26 protein-coding genes and 6 pseudogenes are annotated in these 22,608 nt (G+C 42.7%); 5 read left to right on the top strand and 27 right to left on the bottom strand.

Translation table 11 applies throughout. The features are described 5' to 3' along the window. Positions 1–277 precede the first annotated feature (277 nt). The 3 genes from JCM19055_RS07375 to JCM19055_RS07365 all read right to left on the bottom strand — a co-directional run bounded on the left by JCM19055_RS07375 (position 278) and on the right by JCM19055_RS07365 (position 1,542). On the bottom strand, positions 278–574 hold the full coding sequence (locus tag JCM19055_RS07375; RefSeq protein WP_042359224.1) for a DUF1798 family protein: 297 nt from the start codon (positions 572–574) through the stop codon (positions 278–280). Positions 575–609: 35 nt separating this feature from the next. Next, complete coding sequence (locus JCM19055_RS07370; RefSeq protein WP_042359222.1) at positions 610–1,128, bottom strand: MerR family transcriptional regulator; 519 nt, start codon at positions 1,126–1,128, stop codon at positions 610–612. Positions 1,129–1,299: 171 nt separating this feature from the next. Then, a complete protein-coding gene (locus JCM19055_RS07365; RefSeq protein WP_042359220.1) occupies positions 1,300–1,542 on the bottom strand; it encodes a DUF370 domain-containing protein in 243 nt (80 codons plus the stop codon). Between the two features lie 93 nt (positions 1,543–1,635). Between JCM19055_RS07365 and recU the strand changes: the two genes are divergently transcribed. Genes recU through JCM19055_RS27215 form a run of 5 tightly spaced genes read left to right on the top strand, consistent with a single transcriptional unit; the run spans position 1,636 to position 4,890 of the window. After that, positions 1,636–2,268 carry a Holliday junction resolvase RecU gene (gene recU / locus JCM19055_RS07360; protein WP_265181918.1) on the top strand — a complete coding sequence of 211 codons (633 nt, stop codon included), beginning with the start codon at positions 1,636–1,638 and terminating at the stop codon, positions 2,266–2,268. Positions 2,269–2,326: 58 nt separating this feature from the next. After that, complete coding sequence (locus JCM19055_RS23150; RefSeq protein WP_052366050.1) at positions 2,327–3,409, top strand: transglycosylase domain-containing protein; 1,083 nt, start codon at positions 2,327–2,329, stop codon at positions 3,407–3,409. A gap of 26 nt (positions 3,410–3,435) precedes the next feature. Next, positions 3,436–3,654 (top strand): hypothetical protein, encoded by a 219-nt coding sequence (locus JCM19055_RS23145; protein WP_152549799.1) that lies wholly within the window; start codon positions 3,436–3,438, stop codon positions 3,652–3,654. A 2-nt stretch (positions 3,655–3,656) separates the two neighbouring features. Beyond that, positions 3,657–4,274: a penicillin-binding transpeptidase domain-containing protein gene (locus JCM19055_RS23140; protein WP_052366048.1), complete on the top strand. Its 618-nt coding sequence runs from the start codon at positions 3,657–3,659 to the stop codon at positions 4,272–4,274. Next, positions 4,261–4,890 carry a hypothetical protein gene (locus JCM19055_RS27215; protein ID WP_052366047.1) on the top strand — a complete coding sequence of 210 codons (630 nt, stop codon included), beginning with the start codon at positions 4,261–4,263 and terminating at the stop codon, positions 4,888–4,890. The genes JCM19055_RS23140 and JCM19055_RS27215 overlap by 14 nt, the downstream gene beginning before the upstream one ends. A gap of 200 nt (positions 4,891–5,090) precedes the next feature. Here JCM19055_RS27215 and JCM19055_RS07345 read toward each other — a convergent pair whose 3' ends face one another. The 24 genes and pseudogenes from JCM19055_RS07345 to JCM19055_RS25255 form a co-directional block, all read right to left on the bottom strand. Further along, complete coding sequence (locus JCM19055_RS07345) at positions 5,091–5,477, bottom strand: hypothetical protein (protein ID WP_042359216.1); 387 nt, start codon at positions 5,475–5,477, stop codon at positions 5,091–5,093. A 233-nt stretch (positions 5,478–5,710) separates the two neighbouring features. After that, complete coding sequence (locus tag JCM19055_RS07340; protein WP_081833520.1) at positions 5,711–6,283, bottom strand: dynamin family protein; 573 nt, start codon at positions 6,281–6,283, stop codon at positions 5,711–5,713. Positions 6,284–6,293: 10 nt separating this feature from the next. Continuing rightward, positions 6,294–7,244 (bottom strand): dynamin family protein, encoded by a 951-nt coding sequence (locus JCM19055_RS07335; RefSeq protein ID WP_042359211.1) that lies wholly within the window; start codon positions 7,242–7,244, stop codon positions 6,294–6,296. Positions 7,245–7,281: 37 nt separating this feature from the next. Continuing rightward, positions 7,282–7,464: a hypothetical protein gene (locus JCM19055_RS07330; protein ID WP_042359210.1), complete on the bottom strand. Its 183-nt coding sequence runs from the start codon at positions 7,462–7,464 to the stop codon at positions 7,282–7,284. Positions 7,465–7,501: 37 nt separating this feature from the next. After that, positions 7,502–7,756, bottom strand: a complete 255-nt coding sequence (locus JCM19055_RS07325; RefSeq protein WP_042359209.1) for a hypothetical protein — start codon at positions 7,754–7,756, stop codon at positions 7,502–7,504. A 29-nt stretch (positions 7,757–7,785) separates the two neighbouring features. Further along, positions 7,786–8,517 (bottom strand): dynamin family protein, encoded by a 732-nt coding sequence (locus JCM19055_RS25265; RefSeq protein ID WP_081833523.1) that lies wholly within the window; start codon positions 8,515–8,517, stop codon positions 7,786–7,788. Between the two features lie 9 nt (positions 8,518–8,526). After that, positions 8,527–9,121: pseudogene (gene nth, locus JCM19055_RS07320) on the bottom strand (endonuclease III); the annotation flags it as partial. A gap of 71 nt (positions 9,122–9,192) precedes the next feature. Next, complete coding sequence (locus JCM19055_RS26280; protein ID WP_052366046.1) at positions 9,193–9,588, bottom strand: DnaD domain-containing protein; 396 nt, start codon at positions 9,586–9,588, stop codon at positions 9,193–9,195. Then, a complete protein-coding gene (locus tag JCM19055_RS26275) occupies positions 9,557–9,892 on the bottom strand; it encodes a MarR family transcriptional regulator (protein WP_052366045.1) in 336 nt (111 codons plus the stop codon). Before JCM19055_RS26275 ends, JCM19055_RS26280 begins: the two co-directional genes overlap by 32 nt. A gap of 74 nt (positions 9,893–9,966) precedes the next feature. Further along, positions 9,967–11,255: pseudogene (asnS, locus tag JCM19055_RS07310) on the bottom strand (asparagine--tRNA ligase). A 91-nt stretch (positions 11,256–11,346) separates the two neighbouring features. Beyond that, positions 11,347–11,823 (bottom strand): hypothetical protein, encoded by a 477-nt coding sequence (locus JCM19055_RS07305; protein ID WP_042359208.1) that lies wholly within the window; start codon positions 11,821–11,823, stop codon positions 11,347–11,349. A 15-nt stretch (positions 11,824–11,838) separates the two neighbouring features. Continuing rightward, positions 11,839–13,155, bottom strand: a complete 1,317-nt coding sequence (locus JCM19055_RS07300; protein ID WP_042359206.1) for an amidohydrolase — start codon at positions 13,153–13,155, stop codon at positions 11,839–11,841. Positions 13,156–13,168: 13 nt separating this feature from the next. Beyond that, complete coding sequence (locus JCM19055_RS07295) at positions 13,169–14,305, bottom strand: helicase C-terminal domain-containing protein (protein ID WP_193745347.1); 1,137 nt, start codon at positions 14,303–14,305, stop codon at positions 13,169–13,171. Continuing rightward, entirely contained in the window at positions 14,253–15,287 is a 1,035-nt protein-coding gene (locus tag JCM19055_RS23120) for a DEAD/DEAH box helicase (protein ID WP_052366043.1), read from the bottom strand. Before JCM19055_RS23120 ends, JCM19055_RS07295 begins: the two co-directional genes overlap by 53 nt. Next, positions 15,259–15,948 (bottom strand): exonuclease domain-containing protein, encoded by a 690-nt coding sequence (locus JCM19055_RS23115; protein WP_052366042.1) that lies wholly within the window; start codon positions 15,946–15,948, stop codon positions 15,259–15,261. The genes JCM19055_RS23120 and JCM19055_RS23115 overlap by 29 nt, the downstream gene beginning before the upstream one ends. Positions 15,949–15,963: 15 nt before the next feature. Next, complete coding sequence (locus JCM19055_RS26270) at positions 15,964–16,182, bottom strand: pantoate--beta-alanine ligase (protein WP_152549795.1); 219 nt, start codon at positions 16,180–16,182, stop codon at positions 15,964–15,966. Next, positions 16,115–16,813, bottom strand: a complete 699-nt coding sequence (gene panC / locus JCM19055_RS07285; RefSeq protein WP_052366041.1) for a pantoate--beta-alanine ligase — start codon at positions 16,811–16,813, stop codon at positions 16,115–16,117. Before panC ends, JCM19055_RS26270 begins: the two co-directional genes overlap by 68 nt. Further along, positions 16,810–17,633 (bottom strand): annotated as a pseudogene (panB, locus tag JCM19055_RS07280) (3-methyl-2-oxobutanoate hydroxymethyltransferase). The gene panC and the pseudogene panB overlap by 4 nt, the downstream one beginning before the upstream one ends. Positions 17,634–17,834: 201 nt before the next feature. After that, the gene (locus JCM19055_RS07275) at positions 17,835–18,797 is read right to left on the bottom strand and encodes a biotin--[acetyl-CoA-carboxylase] ligase (RefSeq protein WP_042359204.1); all 963 of its coding nucleotides are present in this window, start codon (positions 18,795–18,797) and stop codon (positions 17,835–17,837) included. Continuing rightward, the gene (locus tag JCM19055_RS07270; RefSeq protein WP_042359202.1) at positions 18,778–19,905 is read right to left on the bottom strand and encodes a hypothetical protein; all 1,128 of its coding nucleotides are present in this window, start codon (positions 19,903–19,905) and stop codon (positions 18,778–18,780) included. Before JCM19055_RS07270 ends, JCM19055_RS07275 begins: the two co-directional genes overlap by 20 nt. Then, positions 19,902–21,034: pseudogene (bshA, locus tag JCM19055_RS07265) on the bottom strand (N-acetyl-alpha-D-glucosaminyl L-malate synthase BshA). The gene JCM19055_RS07270 and the pseudogene bshA overlap by 4 nt, the downstream one beginning before the upstream one ends. Continuing rightward, positions 21,034–21,442, bottom strand: a pseudogene (mgsA, locus tag JCM19055_RS07260) (methylglyoxal synthase). The pseudogenes bshA and mgsA overlap by 1 nt, the downstream one beginning before the upstream one ends. 12 nt (positions 21,443–21,454) lie before the next feature. Next, positions 21,455–22,237 (bottom strand): 4-hydroxy-tetrahydrodipicolinate reductase, encoded by a 783-nt coding sequence (dapB, locus tag JCM19055_RS07255; RefSeq protein ID WP_042359200.1) that lies wholly within the window; start codon positions 22,235–22,237, stop codon positions 21,455–21,457. After that, positions 22,237–22,565 (bottom strand): annotated as a pseudogene (locus JCM19055_RS25255) (nucleotide pyrophosphohydrolase). Before JCM19055_RS25255 ends, dapB begins: the two are co-directional and overlap by 1 nt. Between the last annotated feature and the right edge of the window lie 43 nt (positions 22,566–22,608).

Here is a 22,608-nt window from a genome sequence, read left to right as displayed (position 1 = left end):
TGGTAAATTGCCAGCCAAAGTCATCTACCATTCCAGTGAGAAAAAAATAGATGACTACGAAAAAGTTACACGTTGGTTTTTTTTAGCCTCATACACTTAGACTAAAAAGCCGCCATACAAAAAAACGTTAAGCAGATCTACTTAACGTTCAGTGTGTTTCCGAATCTCAGATACAACGTACATATCTAAAACGTCACTCAAACTCGACTAACGTTCGCTTGCTGTTTGCATTTCTTCTTCGACGAGGTCTAGCACGTAAAAGACGGCTTGTATTCGTTCAATAAACCGTTGCTCTCGCATCGTTTTTTTGGAATGATTCCGTTGGAATGACATACATATTCTCATAGGTGTGCTCAACTTGTGTAGCGTTTAACGTTTGCATCGGTTCAGCTTGAACAAATTGATGGACAAGCTCTTTCCACTCTTCTGTGCGCTGTTGGACTTCGTTTACGAACGGAACGATCGTTTCCTTAAAGTCAAATGATTCTCCGTTCGCTTGACGTTGCTGAAAGTCTTTTGCTTTTTGCATGTCACATCGTAACGTCGTTTGCAGCTCTTGAATTTGTTTACTCATTAACAACCACCGTGCCTTTTTTAATTGGTGATCATTTAGCTAAATGAAAAGATGCTCTGACGTTTTCTTGGAGTGAGTGATTTAGGTTGTACCGTTTTCTCCTTCTCCGCTTGTTCAACTTGTTGATGTTCAATGACTGTTAATTGGTCTTCGATGCTTTTCACTGATTGTTGAACATCATCTAATTCCGTGCGGTGCTTTAACAACTGAAAACTCACAACTTCATCCGCTTTCTGCTCTATCATTCGCTCTAAATGATCTAACCGTTTAATAATATCTTCCATACGCTTCTCTGCTTCTTGTGTCGATGCTTTGATTGAAGTCTTCTCATCTTCTGATGGTTTGATCGTAGCAAGTTCTTGCAACACAGGCTCTCGGTCCGGTAGTTGCCGTTCCTTCACTTGTCTTAGCTTCTCAATCGCCAACACGTCATATAGATAATGACCTCGGTCATTTGTAATTACAGGTACTTCGTGCTTACGAACCCAGTTTTGGATCGTCTTTGGTGCCACGTTTAGTTGATCAGCAACGTACTGTGTTTTTGCGAGTTTCATAAGAGAATCAACCCCCCTTGAATGGTTAGACAAACATCGTCTCGTCTATATGCTTACTCCAAACATTCAAGGTTAAAAACTCATTTCCTTTGAGGCTGACAAAACTGCTTTCTGTTCTACAAAAGTTCTCTTAAAACGCAAAAATGAACGCGCAGTTGTAGAATTGTGCGATTAATCTTCAGTTAACCGTTGCGAAATCGTCTCAGGTTGAACGGCAGACAAGACAATATGTTGACTATCTAATAAGATCATACTTCGAGTCTTTCGTCCGTTCGTTGCGTCAATGACTAACTTTCGCTCTCTAAATTGTTGAATTAAACGCTTTGTTGGTGCCGAATCGGGTTGTATAATAGAAATGATGCGATCACTCGGAACAACATTTCCAAACCCGATGTTCATTAACTTTTCACTCATGTTTTCACCTCAGTCACTCATAGAAATTTTAACATGAAATTGAATGTCTTAAAAACTTTTTCCTTGTAACAGCTTCTATTTATGCTATTATTAATGATTGAATTTTTATTAGACGGAAAGGATTGTTCTCAATTGGCTTTTCGTTATCCAAACGGTAAGTTGTATGAAAAGAAAGTGACCACATCAAAAAAAACCGATGATGGAAATGCAAACCGAGGCATGACACTTGAAGATGACCTTAACGCTTCCATCCATCATTACTTACAAATCGGAAAAGCGGTGATCCATAAAAAACCCACTCCTGTTCAAATAGTTTCTGTCGACTACCCGAAACGAACTCGAGCAAAAATTACTGAAGCTTACTTTCGCCAGGCGTCTACGACAGACTACAATGGGATCTATAAAGGCTATCATTTGGATTTTGAAGCAAAAGAAACCCACCAAAAACAATCGTTTCCACTGAAGAACATTCATGATCATCAGATCGAGCATTTAAATGCAGTCACTGCACACGGTGGCCTGGCTTTCTTAATTCTACGGTTTGCGCATTCTAAAGAAACGTATGTGTTAAAAGCCGAAGATTTTATGAAGCTTAAAGCAGAAACCGATCGTAAATCAATAAAAAAAGATGACATTGCAACTCTTGGAATCTTTGTGAACCCAAGCATTTTACCTACTATTGACTTTTTGCCTGCTGTGGAACAATTATTTCGACTGAACGTGTAACATTTTTCGGCGAACAGCGACAAATTCATTGAGGTTTTTGAGAAATGAGGGAAGTACGATGAGTGAATACACGTCGAGAACAGAAAAACGTCGTGCGCAACAATCAGGAAACAAAAAGCAACAAAAGAACAAAAAACCGAAGCAAAAAAAATCCATATGGAAAAAAATACTAATTAGCTTATTCGTAATCATGGGCGTTGGTCTAATTGCCGGAGGTGCAACTGCGGCTGCCATTATTAGTGGTGCACCAGAGTTAGATCCTGAAGAGCTGATGCTTGCTGAAGGGGCTACCGTATACGACGTTAACGACAACGAACTCGGCCGATTACACGGTGCCGAAAAACGAAGTTACCGTTCCATTGAAGAAATTCCAGAACATGTGAGTAACGCCTTTGTCGCGGTTGAGGACATGCGCTTTTATGATCACATGGGAATTGATGTACGTCGTCTCGGAGGAGCTGTTGTCGCCAACATTACTGGTGGTTTCGGTTCTGAAGGTGCAAGTACAATCACACAACAAGTTGTTCGTAACGCATTTTTAAGCGCGGACAAGACAATCTCTAGAAAGCTTCAAGAACAATGGTTAGCCTTCCAATTAGAGCGTCAGTACAGTAAAGATGAGATTCTTGAAATGTATTTAAACATTATTTATTTTAGCTCTGACGCTTACGGAATTGGTGAAGCTTCCATTCGTTGGTTCGGTAAAGAAGATTTAAGTGAGCTAACGGTTGCTGATGCAGCAGTGCTCGCTGCAGTACCGAGACGTCCTTCTTACTACAATCCAATCGACAACCCAGAAAATGCTGAGAGTCGTAGAAATTTGATCATTGGCATGATGGAAGACCAAGAACTAATTTCAAGTGAAGAAGCGGATGAAGCGCGTAACACATCCATTCACGACCAAATTAATCATACGCCAGCTGATGATACGATCGGTCATACTTCATTTATGAACCACGTTCGTGATGAAATTGAACAAATTGATGGCCTTTCTATCGGTGATCTTTATGCAGCTGGGTTTGACATTTACACAACGATTGACCCAGAAGCACAAGAATTTGCGGAGCGTGTCGTTCAGACTGATGAGTTTATTAGTTCCTATCCAGACAACGATTCATTCCAAGTTGTTTCACATTGTTAGATAATGAAACCGGCGGTATTCGTGCGATGGTGGGCGATCGTCACGGCGAAGAAATTGAAGCAGGATTCAACTATGCGAGTCGTGGTAACGGTCATCCAGGTTCTACGGTGAAGCCGTTTATGGACTTTGGGCCTGCGATTGAAGAACATGGTTGGGGCACCGGTCAGACACTCGTCGATGAACCCATGAATATTCTAGTGGTCAATCGATTACGAACGCTTCTGGAAACTATAGTGGTGAAGTAACGATGCGTGAAGCGCTCGTGCGGTCGTTAAACATCCCAGCGCTCAAAGCACATCAAGAAGCAGGCGTTGACAACTCACACCAGTTTGCAGAACGTCTAGGCTTTAACTTTGAGAATTATTACGAATCACACGCACTTGGTGCTTTTGAAACATCAAGTGAGAAAATTGCAGGTGCATATGCCGCCTTCGGAAATGACGGTGTCTATAACGAGCCACACAGCATCCGAAAAATCGTATTTCGTGATGAACGTGAACTCAACTTAACACCAGAGCCGAATCGAGCGATGCACGATTATACAGCGTATATGATGACCGACATGCTTAAAGGTGTACTCACAGATCCACGAGGTACAGGTAATCAAGCAAACGTACAAGGATTACCACTCGCTGGTAAAACGGGTACATCGAACTTTGATACAGACACTCGTAACCGTCTCAACATCCCACAAGGCGGTGTGCCAGACATTTGGTTTGCGGGGTATAGCCCAGAATATACTGCGTCAATCTGGACTGGATACGCCAATAACAACGACGGTTATCTATCAGGAGCTGAGCATGAAATTGCCCGACACATCTTCCGGATTGTCATGCAAGAAGTACACCAAGATGGATGTTTCTGACTTCTCACGACCTGATTCAGTTTGTGAGCAAGGTGGCGAACTCTACATTTGTGGTAACACACCAGATACACCACCTGAGCCTGAAGTAGAAGCAGCGATCTCAGACTTAACAGCAGGATTTGATGAAGACAACAATCAAATCATCGTAAGCTGGAGCTTCCCTGAAGAAGAAATGGAAGGTGTTACCTTCACAGTACGTCACGGCGTTAACGGTGAACAAATGAGCGAAGTTCAATCGAGCAGTGATCAACAATTCATTCTCGCAGATCCCGCTCGTGAAAGCACCCATAATTTCGAAGTCGTCGCGACTCGCAACGGTCAACCGCTCGACACCGCACAAACGAGCGTCGAAATAGCCGAAGCCGTTGAAGAAGAAGAGCCTGAGGAAGAGGAAGAAGAGGAAGAGGAAATCGATGAAGACCTTGTCGATGAAGAAGATTCTACCTCCCCTGAAGATGGCGATTCTGACTCACCAGACGAACCATCTCCACCAACAGACGGCGATGAGTCCGGTGATGGTAATGATGGTGATGGCAACGATAGTGATGATGACGAAACAGACGATACACCTGAACCACCAGAAGATGATGATTCAGACGATGATAATGACGAATAAAAGTTAAAATGACAACGCCACTCTCCAAAGTAACTTTTTTTGGAGAGTGGCTTTTTTATTTTCGTGAATATAAAAAAGCAGCATAGACATCGCCTACGCTGCTGTTCACTTATTTATTTACGTGCGTTAGAATGGCACTTCGTTCTTGTTCGATACTTTCTGTTGGTGGTGTATCGAGCAGCCATTTTTGAAGTTGCTGTTCATTTTCTTGCTTTTTTTCTCTTGATTTCGTTTTCTGATGTTTCTACATAACTCGTAACGAGGGTGTTCCATTCGCCACGTACTCGTTCACTATACGCTTCTAGTGTAGCTTTTAATTGCTTAGAAAGCGCTTCGGTCAGTTGACTTAACCATTGGCTTGATTTCTCATCCGTTAAGAAGTTCTTTTTCACTTTAACTTCTTTTAAGCGATTGGTTAACTTTAACGTTTTTGCTGCTTGTAACTCGACAGTCGTGTTAACAGTTACGTTTTGTAGCTGTGTCACGTGCTCATGGAAGAGTGATTGTAGACGTTTGTTCTCTTGTACGATGTTTTCTTGCCAAGACTTTGACACGTCTTCTAGCCACTTCTCAAGCTCCTCTCGCAAGCTTTCTTCACGTTCTTGAGCTTGATCGCTTTGAAAGACTGCTGGTGTAAGTCGTTTTTTTCAATTCATCCGTCCATTGTAGTACGAGACGTTTGTGACTATAAATGGCGAACGAACGAATATTCATATCTTCTGCTTCAAGCGTAGCCTTTACTGTTTGTAATTCCTCTTGCTTTTGTGCAGCAGGATACGTTAATGTCGCTTTCCGCTTTTCACGAACTTCTTTAGGAAGCTCAAAAAAATTGCATCCATTTCGTCAAATGGTTAGCATGATCTTCAAGAAGTTCGTCAAGCTCTTTTTGAGCACGGTATTGAAGCTTCGGTTCCATACGCTCATCAAAGTCTCGTAAAAACGAAGCGATGCCTTCTTCATTATTACTCATTCTCGCTCGTTTACTTGAAATTGAGACGACGACTGATTCGTGATGTTCATTCGTTTTAAGCTGCTCTACGACGTGGCTTTCAACAGCTTCTCGTTCAGCTTCATCATGTGCAAGATCACTTGCATTGATGAGCACATAATCTGGGGACTGGATTTGTTTAATTTTCTCCATGAACTTAGCATCAGCATCTGAGTATGCATGGTGATAGTACATCAAATACAAGAACGCATCTGCCTTGGCAATTTCATTCATGGCCAGTTGGGTATGACGTTCGTGAACACTTTGTACTCCTGGAGTATCAATGAGGTCAAAGCCAGCGTCAGTCCACGTTGAATGATAATACACGTGTGAAAAATCAATAAGACATGCTTCTGATTCATCTACTGCCATTTCCTGCCAATCGCTAAGCGATAATTGTAGCATACTCCCAGGCTCAAGATGGTCTTTTTTTCACACCCATCTGTAGCGCTCGTAAATACTCAACCCACTGCTTTTCAGCAAGCGTATCGGTTTTGTGAATGGAGAGACCTTCGGCATTCTTTAACGATTCAAGTGTATGTGTCATTCCACACAAATAAGCAACATGCTCGACTTCTTCTTCTAATTCTTTTTGTGATTTCAGTTGTACGGTCACCGTTTCATTCGGCAGCTCTTTTGTTGGCGCTTTAACGACAGTAAGTGATGCGGTCGTTGGGTGCGGTGAACTTGGCATTAAGTCTGCTTCTAGTAAAGCGTTTAAGAACGTTGATTTTCCCGCACTAAAAGCACCTGCGACGACGACTGAGTACGTACGGTCTGAAAAGGCATCTAAACGCTCAATAAGTGCCTTACGGTTCTCATGCTCCACTTCTTCATTACGATGAGCAACTAACGTTTCCTTGATCGCTTCGTAATCGCTTTGGTCACGAACCGTATAACGTGGAGCCAAAACGTCAGCTGTCGCTTGTTCTTCTGCCTTGTCTGCTTTCTTCAAAGGAGTAGCTTCAGTAACTTGAATATCCTCACTAACGCCGGCTAACCCTGTTGTTTTCTGGAACGCCATTTGAATCTGCTCTTCAAAGTCGCTCGTATCTTCAAGCGTTGCTGCTTTTTGTTCAACGACTTCTAGCTGCTCTTTGACTTCAAGCTTTCGTTGCTCGAACGTTGTTTCAATCTGTTCAAGTTCTTCATAACTTGCGAGTTCTTTTTCAATCGTTTCAATGGCTCGCTCTTTACGTTCATCAAGCTGATCAAGCAACGCTTCATACACCGCTTCGGTATCGCGTTTAACCGTCGTTAAAATGCTCTGATTTAACTGTTTTGCCAATTGATAGACGTATTGATCATTTTTCTCACCAGAACTGATAAAGCTTTCATACCACGAAGAATCGCTCGGCAGTTCCATTCGCTCGAAACGGTCGATTGCAATTTTTTCTACATTTTCAGGCAGACGCTCTTTTTTTAATGCGCTGCAAAAGGTAGAGGCGAATTTCTGCTTCAAAACGGTCCTTTATGAGTTCGTAGTACGCTGTGAAATGCTCATCTTGAAGTTCTTTCTTTTTCTTCTTTGATCCGAAAAAGCCAACTTTAAATGACGGGTCCATCACGCGTAACCATTCTTTCATTCGCTCGGTTACGTCATGTGGGAACAAGTTCGTTTGTTTATAGAAAACGGTAAAAAAATTGTTTTACGTTTTCCAATTCTTTTTGGAGCTTACCTTCAACTTCTGCACGCTCTTTTTGTAAATGGTTGTAGCGTTTTTGATTGTCTTCACTATAGCCCGCTCGTTCCATTTCTTTGGCAATATCATCATCGAGTTCACTACGATCTTGAAACAGTCGATCGCGTAAAGATTCAACAGCGCTCTCTAGCATACGCTTTTGGGATTGGTCAATGAGTGCTTCACTATGAAACAACCACGAACGCGTTTCATTGATAAACGACTCTAGCTCGTTGTACGGGTGGTTTTTTTTGCTCTTGCACTCGTTGTGAATACTTTAACTGGCTTTATACCGTAACGTTGAAGCATATCGAGCAATCCGTGTTTAAAAATTGAAAACGATAGCTCATCGTCGTTATGTTTATCGATTTGATTGACAACAATCACAAACGGTTTGTTTTCACGTTGCAACTGCTTCAAAAATTGTAAATTCGTTTGTGAGCGAACGTGATTGTAATCGGTCACATAAATGATTGCATCAGTCGTTAACAGCTGATTTGCTGTGTAACGACCGTGCGTTGGATCGGTTGAATCCATTCCTGGCGTATCTGCCAAGGTCACCTTCCGTTTTAAAAACGGTAAAGGTAAGGTGAGAACAATTTCTTTCACACCATCTCCATCAAGAGCCAGTTGCTGAAGTTTTTCCCACGGAATATGACCTTGAAACTGTTCTTCTTGACCGTTGTTTTTAATCGCTCGAATTGCGGTTTCTTCCCCGCCTTGAATCGTCATAATGTTAGCAGTTGTAGGAACTGGACTAGACGGTAAAAGATTTGCGCCGAGCAATTGGTTTATGAGCGTTGATTTCCCTGCTGAAAAATGCCCACAAATCGCAACAGAAAAAACATCTTCACCTTTGAGCTTGTTCTCTAGCTGCTGAAGACGCCATGACTCTTGCTCACCAAAAGGTAAAGACTGCTTTAATTCATCGAGCTTGTGTAGTTCGGCTGTCATCATCGTTGTTCCTCCGGCACGCGTTTTTTTTCCTTCACGACAAATGTCTAATAGTGGACATGATTCGCATTGAGGGTTTCTTGCTTTACAAAAGTATCGACCAAAAAAGATCAATTGATGGTGAGCTTGTGACCAACGATCTTCTGGAAGTTTTACCATGAGTGTTTTCTCTACTTCTAGTACAGAGTCTTTCCATCGACAAATACCAAGTCGCTTTGACACTCGCTCTACGTGGGTATCGACCGCAATTGCAGGTAAATCAAAGGCAACCGAAGCGACCACATTTGCTGTTTTACGCCCGACGCCTGCAAGTTTCATTAATTCATCGCGGTCTTGTGGAACTTCACCACCATAATGAACGAGTAACGATTCACTCATCTTCCGTAAGTTTTTTTGCTTTGTTACGAAACAGACCGATTCGACGAATGTCTTCTTCCACCTCTTCTTGCGTGGCATTGACGTAGTCTTCAGGCTGTCTGTATTTATCGAACAACCCTGGCGTCACTTTATTAACGAGCGCATCGGTACACTGTGCTGACAAAATGACGGCAACTAACAATTCAAATGCATTGCTATGGGTTAATTCGCATTCTGCTTCTGGATACATGTGTGCGATCGTATCGAGCGCATGCGTCGTTAGTTTTTTTTGCTAAGCATAATTGTTACCTCTTCTACTGTTTAATCCGATTCAAGCCAGTTGTAGTTCGGATATGGCTCTCGATTTTGTTTGCCAGCACCTGTTAATTCAGGTTTTCGTTGATTTTTACGGAAGTTCATACTTTCTTGAAGCGCGGCTTCCGGTGTTGTGATCCCCTTCTTTTGCCATTCAAAGAGAATGCGATCAATGTAACGTAAATTCAACTTCCCAGATATAACCGCTTCTTTTAGGGCTGCTTTAATCAGCTCGTATGAGTAATTGTCTTTATCGATCCACAGTCCGAGTGTTTCAATTTCCATCGGTGATAATGGTCTACCGAATTCATTTTCAAAAAGTGAATACAGTTCGCCACCTAACGAGTCATTTTTTTGCTCGTCTTTTTGTTCAGCTTCTAAATAAAGAATAATTTTTTTCATAGAATGGACGTAAACTATATGATTCATAGACAATTCCATGATCTTGTCGTTGCTCAATTGAAAGGACGCCTCGCTGCATTAATCGTTTTAATCCATCTTGACAACTGTCAATCGTTAGTGACATTTTCCGTGCAAGTTGCTCTGGCGTCGGAAAGTGTTGCCCTTTTGAAATCTCACGATGTAAATGCAACAGTAACATCATATCGCGCTCATGAATGCCAAGTGCATCATAATAATCTAGAAATACAACCGGGATGGAGATGTGCCCTTCTTCTAACAAGTCGATGATTCGATTCTTATCCATCCGTTTCACCTCAATCATTGTTTTGCTGTAAAAAACCCATCTCCAACATAACGTGAGGAGATGGGTACACCCTCTTATGGATACAAACGATTCAAAAGACGTGGGAATGGAATCGTTTCACGAACGTGCTCAGTTCCTGATAACCAAGCAACCGTACGCTCTAAACCGAGTCCAAATCCTGAATGAGGAACACTTCCATATTCACGAAGTTGCAAATACCAACGATACGCATCATCGGACAAGTCGTGTTCTTTAAATCGTTCTTCCATAAGCGAATAGTCGTCAATTCTCTGGCTTCCCCCGATAATTTCACCATAACCTTCTGGTGCAATTAAATCCGCACAGAGGACGACGTCTTCGTTTTCTGGGTCTGGCTTCATATAAAACGCCTTAATGTCTTTTGGCCAGTGCGTAATAAATACAGGTGTATCAAATTGATTAGCAAGTTCAGTTTCATGCGGAGCACCTAAGTCTTCGCCCCACTTTATCTCGTAATCCTTCGCTTGCAAACGTTCAATTGCTTCTTTGTACGTAATTCGTGCAAACGGTGCTTTAATCTTCTCAAGTTGTTCAGTATCACGTCCGAGCACTTTTAACTCTGCTTTCGCTTCGTTTAACACCGCTTGAGCGAGATACGACACGTATTCTTCTTGGATTTCTAAGCTTTCTTCATGGTCAACAAACGCCATTTCCGGTCAATCATCCAAAACTCAATCAGGTGACGTCTCGTTTTTGATTTTTCAGCACGGAACGTCGGTCCAAAAGAGTACACCCGTTGGAATGCCATCGCTGCAGCTTCCATATACAATTGACCAGATTGCGAAAGAAATGCATCTTCATCAAAGTATTTCGTATGGAAAAGCTCCGTCGTTCCTTCAGCTGAATTCGCTGTTAAAATTGGTGGGTCTACTTTCGTAAAGCCACGTTCATGATAGAAACGGTATGTTGCATTAATAATCACATCACGAATGCGCAGAACAGCATGTTGCTTACTTGAACGGATCCACAAATGACGGTGGTCCATAAGGAATTCTGTTCCGTGTTCTTTCGGTGTAATCGGATAGTCTTCAGCATGTTGAATAACTTCAACGTTCTTTACCGTTAACTCGTAACCAGATGGTGCACGGTCATCCGCTTGCACAACTCCTGTTACGTACAACGAGCTTTCTTGACCTAAGCCTTTCACTTGTTGAAATAACTCTTCTCCTACTTCTGCTTTTACGACGACGCCTTGAATAAAGCCTGTCCCATCGCGTAACTGCATAAAAGCAATCTTACCGCTTGAACGTTTATTCGCTAGCCAGCAACCGATGGTCACTTCTTCACCAGCATGGTTTCCAATCGTATGAATGGTCGGTTTCAATTCTAGGTAACTCCCTTCAAACTTCCTGCATATCTTACTTATCTAGTTTACGAAAGTGCCACGTGAACTTCAAGCTCTAAACGAAGATCAATCACGGCAAACGATAAACATACGAGGTTTCACCTGAATAGGCATCAACAACATGATACACGTGCGCACCTGTTTCGTCCTCATAAATCACCTCAAATATCGGTGTCTCAGCTTCAAGTCCGAGTGCTACCCGACGAAGTGACGATGCGTCATCTGCCCCTGCCATTGCACTGTTAATCGCTTCTTCTTCGGTAATCAGCGAATCTGTTGCGATCACATCAAAGCGTGCTTGTTCATCATTAAAAAACCAATATTCCTCTTGTTCATCAACCATAACGGTCGCAACTGTGATTACGTCGTCTCCTCGGTAATGGTACCAATTCCCTACACTTGTTACGCCTTCTTCCCGGAGGATTTGTCCACCGAGCCGCTCTTCAACATCTGAATGCTCAGCATACGCCGATTGATACAACCAGACGAGAAGACTGGTGATTACAATGCCAATGAAAAAGATCCCAATGGCAATCCACTTCTTCATCAAAGTTCCTCCCAATCACACCTGGATTCCTAAAAGCTCCTGTTGGGCACGATTTGCTTCATACAACAACTTCTCTTCATCTAGCGTTACGATGACTCGGTTTTGCATGACGGCTTGACCGTTCACATACACGTCAGTTACGTCATTTTTGTTCGCTGCATACACAACGGTCCCAACTCGGTTACGGTACGGTTGAAGATGCGGAGCAGATACGTCCAGCAAAATAAAATCTGCATCATAGCCTTCTTTAATTAAACCACTCCTATGAAAGCCGATACTTTTGCTACCATTTACAGTCGCCATCTTAAACGCATCATTTGCGGTGATTGCTTCTGCACGTTTAGACGTCCCTTTATGAAGCATTGCTGCTTGTCGCATTTCAGTAAACACATCCAGAGTATTGTTTGACGCTGCACTGTCTGTACCTAAACTAACGACAATCCCCTGGTCTACCATTTTTTCAACTGGTGCAATCCCCGAACCGAGCTTTAAGTTACTTTGTGGATTGTGTGAGACGTTCACGCTTGCCTCACGCATTTGTTCCAGTTCATCATCATTAACATGAACAGAATGAACGAGCAGTGAGCCTTTACCGATTATTTCTTCAGCGAGCAAATGCTCAACTGGACGTTTTCCAAATTGCTGCACGTGCTCCTTAACTTCTTTGTCCGTTTCAGCGATATGAATTTGGACATCTAGTCGCTCGCTCTCAGCAACGTCTCGAACACGATGTAAAAACGAAAGAGAATTCGTGTACGGGGCGTGCGGAAATAATGCACCCCGAAGCCGCCCTGTTGAATCATCATTCATCGCTTTAGCAAACTCAGACGCTTGGTGTAATTTCTGTTCATTTTCTTGTTCGTTACTAAAAGCAGTGATCATTCCTCGTGTAAGCTGTGCTTTTAAGCCACTTGCAACTGCTAATTCATGTGCATCTTCTCTTGCTAGATGATACATATCAGAAAAAGCGGTTGTCCCTGAGCGGATGCTTTCAATTAACGATAAGCCAATGCCTGCACGAGCCATTTCTCTCGTCATTTTCCCTTCAAGCGGCCAAATGACTTCTTTTAACCAACGGTCGAGTGGAAGGTCATCACTCACGCCCCGCAAAATCGACATTGGCATATGCATGTGCGTATTAACGAGACCCGGCATGAGCAATTTGCCTTCGTAATTGTGCACAACATCTTGTTCCTCAAGGAATGATTGCGCTACAAAAGGTTCGTCACTCACTTCAGTGATTGTTCCATTACTAATCTTCAAATGCCCGCGTGTAATTGTTTGTTCATGATCAAGAATCGCGACGTTATTGATAATGGTTCGTTGTTGCATACGAGCCCTCTCCTTACTCCTCAAAAAAATCACTCGTAATCGACAAAATTTCGTCTGTGGAAGTATACGTATGTGGAATTTCTGGTAATGAACGAATGAAACTATTGCCATACCTTGCTTCTACTAACCGCTTATCGAGTACATAGACGAGTCCGCGATCGTCTTTCGTACGAATCAATCGACCAAAGCCTTGCTTAAAGCGTAAAACGGCCTTAGGGATGGCAAGCTTTTGAAATGAATTTTCATTTCGCATCGTTAGTTCATTTGCTTTTGCTTGATACACTGGATCATTTGGGGGTGTAAACGGAAGACGTACGATAATTAACGCACGAACATCTTCTCCCGGCAAGTCAATACCTTCCCAAAATGTACTCGTACCAAACAAAATCGCCCGTTCATACTTGCGGAAGTTTTTCACAAGTCGTGTTCGTTGTTCTCCTTTAACCCCTTGTGCAAGCAACGCATAATTCAAATCTTCAAGTTGCGGTTTCACTTGATTGTACGTTTTCTTCAACATGTCATATGACGTAAATAAGACGAGCATCTTTCCATTCACATGGGACGTTAGCATACTAATGAACTCTGAAAGTGCGTCAATGTATTCCTCTTCTTGCTTAATATCAGGAAAATCACTCGGAACGAGCAACTGCGCTTGCTTTGAATAAGAAAATGGTGACTCTACTTTTAGTTCATTCACATTTTCTTTTGGTAGCCCTAACGTGTTTTTAATAAACGAGAATGAATCTTTCACTGTGAGAGTTGCAGAAGTCATGATGACACTTTTCACTTCATCAAAAAAGTACGACTGCATGCTACTCGCAATGGAAATTGGACGGCGATACAACGTTAATCGATCAAACGCATTCGTTTTACCTGCTTCCATCCAGTACACGTGCTCTTCCACTTCATGAACGAGCAATTGCCTTAGCGTTTCATTTTCATCGGTAAAGTCATCGATTAACTGGCTTACCTTTCGCCATAACGTAGATTCTTCAGGGTGTTGGTCTTCAAGTTGAGCAATGCAATTCAACCACTCTTTTTGCAGCGTATCAATCATATAACTGATTCGCTCAACAACTTCCATGACAAACTTACCTTCATACTGCGATGGTCGATAATGAATCGTTCCTGAAGGTTTTTTTGTTGGCAATGTTTTGCAACGTTTGGAACAGCTGTAACCATTCGCTTTGCAAATGATAAAGCTCTTGTTTTCGATTTCTAACCCATTCCATATCATATCGGGTGATTGATTTCCCTTTTAGAGAACGTTCAATTTCAAACAACAGCCCATCTGAATCTTGCAACCCAAACCGACTAATTAAACGAACGAGTTGTTGGTAGTTGCTTTCATACCCTAAATACTTCCCGGCTGTGTCTTCCATCTGATGAGCCTCATCAAAGATGACGGTATCGTACTTCGGTAAGATTCCACTTGATGAGAATCGATCGGTAAATAACAGAGAGTGGTTCGTAATGATAAGTTGCGCGTGTTTAGCGCGTTCTTTAGCACGATGATAATAACAACGATTATAGTAAGAACAACCTGCGTGTGAACACGTGTAAGAATCACTCTTAAGCTCTTCCCAAAGCGTATAGCCACCACTAGGCAAGTTCAATTCCTCAATGTCCCCGTCAATCGTTTCAACGAGCCAGACGAGCAATTGCGCTGCAAATAAATGCTCATCATACGAAGATGGCATTCGATCTAGAAAGTGCTCGAACTTCTGCAAACATAAATAATGACTTCGACCTTTAAGAATCGCGACGTTAATGTCTTCATTTAACGCTTCGTTTAGCTTAACAATCTCACGGTCTACAATTTGTTGTTGGAGTGCAATCGTTTCAGTCGCAATGACCGTCGGACGATTTGCTTCAAGGCTTTTCATGAGTGCAGGGTACAAATACGCAAGCGTTTTTCCCGTACCCGTTGCCGCTTCACATAGAAGATGTTCCTCATTATTCATTGCCTTCCAAACTGCTGTACTCATTGTACTTTGTCCAGCACGTTCTTCGTAATTCCTCGTCGTTTTACTGAGCAATCCTTCCTCACCAAAAAAAAGAGCCGCATCAAATGATTGTGCCGATGCTGCCTGAGTCGATTCACTATGTTGTTGACGTTTTTTTAATCGCAAAACCTCGGTAAATCTCAACATCGTTTGGTAGTGATCGGTCAGCCTGTTCAAAATTGTACACTTCGATTTCGTGTATGATTCGATGCAAGCCATTGCACATCTGTTCTGTATAAGGCTTCATTCGATGAACCGTCTCTCGCGGCAATGCCGAGAGCTTAGTAAACATCTCAATCAGCAACTTCGCCGTAACATAAGCGTCGCTTCCTGCACGGTGTGGTTGCTCGTGGCTAAACTCGAAAATATCGGATAGCGTTTGAAGACGATAGCTTTCAAACGTTGGATACAGCATTCTAGCCATCTCTACTGTATCTAACAGTTCCCCTTCGAACTGGGCGTAGCCCGCACGATCTAATTCTGCATTAATAAACGATAAGTCAAAGTCAACATGATGAGCGACAAAACAAGCTCCATCAAGTGCTTGAAGTATTCTTGGCGCAATTTCATCAAACGTAGGGGCATTCTCTACATCTTCTTCAGAAATCCCGGTTAGTTGTTCAATAAACAATGGAATGTCTCGATTTGGATTCACAAAAGAAGAAAACGAATCGACAATTTCCAATCCTTCAATGACCGTCATGCCGACTTCTATGACTCGATCACTTGTTGTTGGACGGTTTCCCGTCGTTTCTACGTCTATGACGACATAACGGTCACCTTTCATAACTTCCTCCTGAAACTACGACATCGTAAATATGATGTTATCAATCAATCTCGCACGTTCATATTGAACTGCCGCTGCTAACAAATAACGATTTCCCTCTTCTAATGAATGAACAGTTTCTAAGTTCGGAAACGTTACGAGCTCTACGTATTCAATTGATGCGAGACTATCTTCTAGTTGATCGATGGCTTTTTTTTGTAATGAGCTGTGCGTTGGACGTATGCGCGGTTTCATTAACGCCTGACGTTAGCGCCTTATAAAGAATTGGCGCATCGATCCGTTCTCGCTCATTTAAATGAACATTACGCGAAGACAACGCAAGTCCGTCATCGTCTCTTACAGTGTTAACACCAACAATTGTCGTTTGTATATGAAAATCTTGAACCATCTTTTTTATAATTGCGAGCTGTTGAGCATCTTTTTTTCCAAAGTAAGCGGCATCAGGTGCAACGAGTTGAAGAAACTTCATGACGACCGTTGCCATTCCATCAAAATGACCGACACGTTTGCTGCCACAAAGTTGGTCTCCTAGTGGCGATGTGTTCATCGTAATCATTTGCTTTTCTTTGTATAAATCCTGAACGCCTGGTAACCAGACAACATCTGCTCCCTCTCTTTGCAACAGCTTAAGATCTTGATCTTCTGTACGTGGATACGAATCAAAATCTTCATTAGCCCCAAATTGTAGAGGGTTTATAAAGATCGTCACAACAACTCGTGCGTGGTGCTGCTTCGCTTCTCGAATGAGGGTTAAATGTCCTTCATGAAGCGCTCCCATCGTCGGAACGAGGGCAAACGTTCCGGGTTGGTCTTGAAGCAACTGTTGTTCTTTCTTCCACTCGGACTGCGTACGACATATGATCATACGCTTGTGCTCCGCTCTTTCTTCGCATCTTTAAACGTATACCGCTCATCTGGGAACGACTCGCGCTTTACATCGTCGCGGTATTGTTCCACAGCCTGCAACATCACGTCGTGGACATTTGCATACGTTTTAGCGAATTTCGGAATGTACCTGTCGTTAAGCCAACAAGGTCATGGAAGACGAGTACTTGACCGTCTGCTTTGCCAGCACCAATTCCAATGACCGGAATTGCTAAAATGTCTTTAAGCTCTTTCGTTAATGATTCTGGGATGCATTCAACAACGAGGGCAAACGCACCTGAAGCTTCAATGCGTTTCGCATCTTCAATTAACTTTGTTCGCTCTTGTTCTCCACGACCTTGAACTTTAAATCCACCTAACACTGTGCTAGATTGTGGCGTTAATCCGAGATGCCCCATAACTGCAATCCCACCACTCGTTAGTCGCTCAATGCTGTCTAAAATAAGTCCTGTGCAACCTTCAAGCTTAACCGCATGTGCGCCACCCGTTTGGACGAGCGTTGTTGCATTAGTTACCGTATCTTCAATGGAACGATGGTACGTCATAAATGGCAGGTCGCTCACGATAAAGGTCTGCTTTGCTCCTCTTGCTACGGCTTTCGTATGAAGTAGCATATCGTCGAGTGTTACCGGCTGTGTCCCTTGATGACCGTGCACGACCATACCGAGAGAATCCCCGACTAAAATGAGGTCAATCGCTGCGTCTTCTACGATTTTAGCTGTCGGTGCATCATAAGCTGTAACCATCGTAATCATTTCTTGATTTCGTTTCATTTTTAAAAAGTCTACGGTCTGTTTCAAAACATCATCTCCTCCAATAAAATGTGGAGGGACCGTGACTCTGTCTATTTGTTTTTATTGTGAGTAACATGTGATCCCTCCGTCCCTGTCTTTTCAGATCAAGGCGAATTAGTACTCAAGCAAAGCGTTCTTCCTTTCGAGTACGACTCCATATGGATATCGTCTCTACAGACTTAGTATAGCAAAATTCCATGTATAGCACTAATGTAAATCTCCACTATACACGAGGTGTACGTCACCGTTTTCATCTTGCAACTTTAAGACACCTTCATCGGTAATGCCAACCATCGTACCGACTTGCTCTCGGTCAACATTTTTCACGGTTACACGTTTTTGATAAAGATGTGCTCGCTCTTCCCATTCCGTTTTCATTGATGCGAACCCAACCGATAGCCAACGTTCGTACTCATTCTCAAAGTTGATGAGTAATTGTTGCAAAACGTCACGACGGTTGTACATTCTATTTGTCTCAATAGAAAGCGATGTTGCTTTCTCGCTTAGATCGTTCTCTTCGATGCTCTGTTTAGACTCATTCACATTCATGCCAATCCCAATGACCATCATCTCAACACAGTTCGCTTCTGCTTGTACTTCTGTTAAAATTCCAGCGATCTTTTTACCATTCAAATAAATGTCATTTGGCCATTTAATACTCACTTGTTCGCCCGTAACTGCCTCTACCGTTTTTGCGACAGCGATGCTTGCAACGAGTGTCATTTGTGGAGCAAGCTGCAATGAAATATCCGGTTTAACGAGTGTCGAGAACATAATATTTTGACCCATTTCTGTTTGCCATGGGCGGTTTAAACGTCCTCGTCCTTTTGTTTGCTGTTCACAGACAGCAATCGTTCCGTGCGCGGCTTTGTTACGGTGTAAATCTTTAATGATACGTTGCGTACTATCAACGACTTTCTCATAATGCACAGATTGACCAAAAGCTTTTGATGTAAGACCTGAGCGAATTTCAGCTTCATTTAACGCATCTGGTCTGGAAATTAAGCGATAACCCTTTCTTGAGACAGCTTCAATGACATAACCTTCTTTTCGAAGCTCTTCAATTTGCTTCCAAACAGCGGTGCGACTTACGTGCAACTGTTCACTCATCTGTTGACCCGACACAAAGGTTGTTTCTCCATTTAATACATCAAGTAATTGACGTTTCATTGTATAGCTCCCTTGCTTTATGGAGTAGTAGTTTCTTGTCATTTACAATTTCCTTGTTGATCACGCACACAGCGAGCGTATGTAACAGACGTTGAATCCAAGGACCAGGCTTACCATGTAACTCATCAATCATTTGTGTTGGTGTAATTGCAAGATCACGTAGCGATTGAATCGGTAACTGATTAAAACGCTTCACCAATTCCTTATGCCTTGATCTACCTTGAGCTGTCATTGCTTGATGGACATTTTCAGCAGTAAGGTGGTTCACAAGCCCTTCGTAGAATAGCTCAACATCTGTTGGCATTCGTTCTATTCTTCTGTTCACTACTTGAAGCAATTGAGTTACTTTTTTTGTGATATCCTTTGCCGTAACCCCAGGCTTATATGGAAAACCCACTTCCTCAGTGCCTAGAAGCTGATGCACGACGAGCCAGCGTTCCATTTGAGAAAGTGGGTTGTTAAGATCTACAGTGGCAACCTCTAGCTTAGAACACGTGGCAAAAGCAGGTAGAATTTGTTCCTCACATAATTGTTCAAAAATGGTGAGCCAACGGTCGCTCATAATGGCACGTTCTACTTCTTTGCCAATACGTTCGTTTGCTACTTGTTGAACCGATGCCTTCGCACCGTCCATTTCTTGTCTTATCGTTGTTCGCGTTAGATCGTATTCTACAGAAAATCGAACGGCACGCAACACTCTTAACGGATCCTCACGAAGACTCGTCGATCTGACCGTTTGCAATTGCCCCTTTTCTAAAGCGGCTCTACCGTGAAAAGGATCAATAACAACGCCATTCGCATCAAGGGCACACGCATTCATCGTAAAATCTCGAGCCGACAAGTTATCGTAAAGCCGACCGTTTAGAGCGGATACTTCAAACACACCATACGGTGAGTTAATTGTTACGAGCGGTTGGTTCGTATCAATGTAGGTAGCGTGTTTTACTCGTGTATGAAGCTCGTCTAGCGGTTCTGTCGTCACAAAGTCAAAATCTGCACTCTCTTTTTGAAGGAACAGATCGCGAATGGCGCCACCAACAAGATACACCTCAACATCCGCGGTTAACAATTGTTCAAAGCCATACTGGATGGCACGTGATACGATCATGGCAAATGCAACATCCGTTCATATAACCGCTCATATTCTGGCACGATCGATTGTTTGCCGAACCGTTTGAGTGCTCGATGTTGACTTTGTTCTCGGTATTGTTCATGGACCGTTGCATTTGAGAGGATGTCTAGTGTCGCCTCAGCAGCTTTTTCATAATCATAAACAGGAACAACACGACCCGTTACGCCGTCTTCAATGACTTCTTGAATCCCGCCAATATTCGATCCGACAACAGGAACGCCAACAGCCATCGCCTCAAGTGCTGCTAGACCGAAACTTCTTTTTCGGATAATAACATTTTCACATCGCCCATTGATAACAATTGAAACACTTGCATCTGGTTTCCAAGAAAGAAAACGCGTTCCGATAAACCGAGCTGTTGCACAAGCTTCTCCATTGTATTCCGCTCAGGTCCATCCCCGATAAAATACAAGCGACTTGGAATATGACCTTGGACGATTTGGAATGCACGAATCACATCTTCGACCCGCTTTACGCCTCGAAAATTACTCATATGTACGATTACTTTTTCGTCTTGCTGGATTCCGAACTTCTGACGGATGCTTTGACGGTCAATGTCTTGAATTTCTTTCTCATCAACGAAGTTATACACCGTTTCAATTTCTTTTGTCACATCAAGCTGTTCTTTCGTTTGTTTGGACAGAAACTTCGAAACAGCTGTCACACAATCTGAGCGTTCAATCCCAAGTTGGATAATGTTTGCAAGTGAAGGGTCTTCGCCTAGAACAGTAATGTCAGTTCCGTGCAACGTTGTCATCACTTTGATATCGCCTTTTAACATGTCTTTTGCAAGCGCTGCTGACACAGCGTGAGGAACGGCATAATGGACGTGCAATAAATCAAGCTCGTGTTTTTTTAGCCACTTCAGCCATTTTACTTGCGAGCGTTAAATCGTATGGCGGATAACGAAACACTTGGTATTGATTTACGACAACTTCATGAAAAAAAATATTCGGATGCACTTCTTGCAAACGAAAAGGCAAGCTAGATGTAATAAAATGAATTTCATGACCACGCTCAGCAAGTGAGATCCCAAGCTCGGTTGCAACAACTCCAGACCCACCCACTGAGGATAACATGTAATCCCAATTTTTAGTGGCTCCATTACTCGACATTTCCTTGTCGTACTTCTTTTGAAAGGAGCTTTCCTTTTTCTAAGCCGAACACGAGAATTTCTGCGGTGCCCATGTTCGTTGCAACCGGTACGTGATGAACATCGCATAATCGGATAAGCGCTGTAATGTCTGGTTCATGTGGTTGTGCGGTGAGTGGATCACGAAAAAACAACACAAGGTCTAATTGATCGGTTGCAACGAGTGCACCGAGCTGTTGGTCGCCGCCGAGTGGACCGGATTGGACACATTGGATTGAAAGGCCCGTCGCCTCAATAATGCGACGACCTGTCGTTCCTGTTGCGTACAACGTATGGCCATCAAAAACGTCTCGATAAGCGACTGCAAAGTTTACTAGGTCATCTTTTTTTCTTGTCGTGAGCAATCAGTGCGATGTTCATCCTATAACCCCTCTAGTCGATGATATTTTCTAAACCGTAAATTAACGTAGACGACTTCATGACTGTCTCTACAGCTAACTTCACTCCAGGCATAAAAGAATCACGGTTCATGGAATCGTGACGAATCGTTAACGTCTCTCCATGTCCACCAAATATGACCTCTTGGTGAGCAACAGAACCTGGTAGACGAACGCTATGAATGCGCATGCCTTCCACATCGCCACCCCGAGCTCCTCGTAACGTTTCCGTTTCATTTGGGTGTCCTTGTACTTTCTCATTACGCACTTCTGAAATCAATGTAGCCGTTTTTAGTGCAGTCCCAGACGGTGCATCAAGCTTATTGTCATGATGACGTTCAATAATCTCTACGTCACTGTAGAACTTCGCAGCAATTTGCGAGAACTTCATCATCAACACAGCGCCTAATGCGAAATTCGGAACGATCATAGCCCCTAATTGTTTATCTTCTGTAAGGTTTCGTAGTTGGTCAATCTCTTCATCGGTAAAGCCGGTTGTGCCGATGACTGGACGAATGCTATGTTCAATCGCTAGCTTCAAATGTTCTTTCGCTGTTTCCGGTGTTGTTAAGTCAATGAGAACGTCTGCTTGATGCATAGAGAAGCATTCCGTTGCATCAGTATAAACCGGAATTCCTTCTTGCAAGCCACTTTCTTCTGCTGATTTGCGATCAAGGTAGGCGATCGTTTCAAACGCCTCAGTCGCTGCAATCATTCTTCGTGCAGCCATTCCCATTTGACCTCTTGGTCCTGCAAGGATCACTTTTACTGTTGCCATTATTCATTCCCACTTTCATCAATTCTCGTCCAGCGATCACGATCTCGTGTTGCAAATTTATTCATAACGGTATCAAAACTCTCGGTTAAGTCAATGTCGAGAGAGTTTGCAAAGCAAATAAGGACAAAGAGTAAATCTCCTAGTTCTTCTTCTACTTTTTTTGTCGTCTTCTTCTACTTTTTTTAGGTTTTTCACCATAAGAATGATTCACTTCTCTCGCAAGCTCTCCTACTTCCTCTGTCATTCGAGCAAGCATGGAAAGTGGGGAAAAGTAACCTTCTTTAAATTGGCCGATGTATTGATCCACTTCTTGTTGCATCGTTTGCATATCTTTTTTTGGTCGTCATTACGTCAACTCCTTTGCCTCAATA

The sequence above is a fragment of the Geomicrobium sp. JCM 19055 genome (assembly GCF_000698185.1).
GTDB classification, from domain to species: Bacteria; Bacillota; Bacilli; order Bacillales; family Marinococcaceae; genus Geomicrobium_A; species Geomicrobium_A sediminis.
This window is presented reverse-complemented; position numbering and strand designations above follow the sequence as displayed.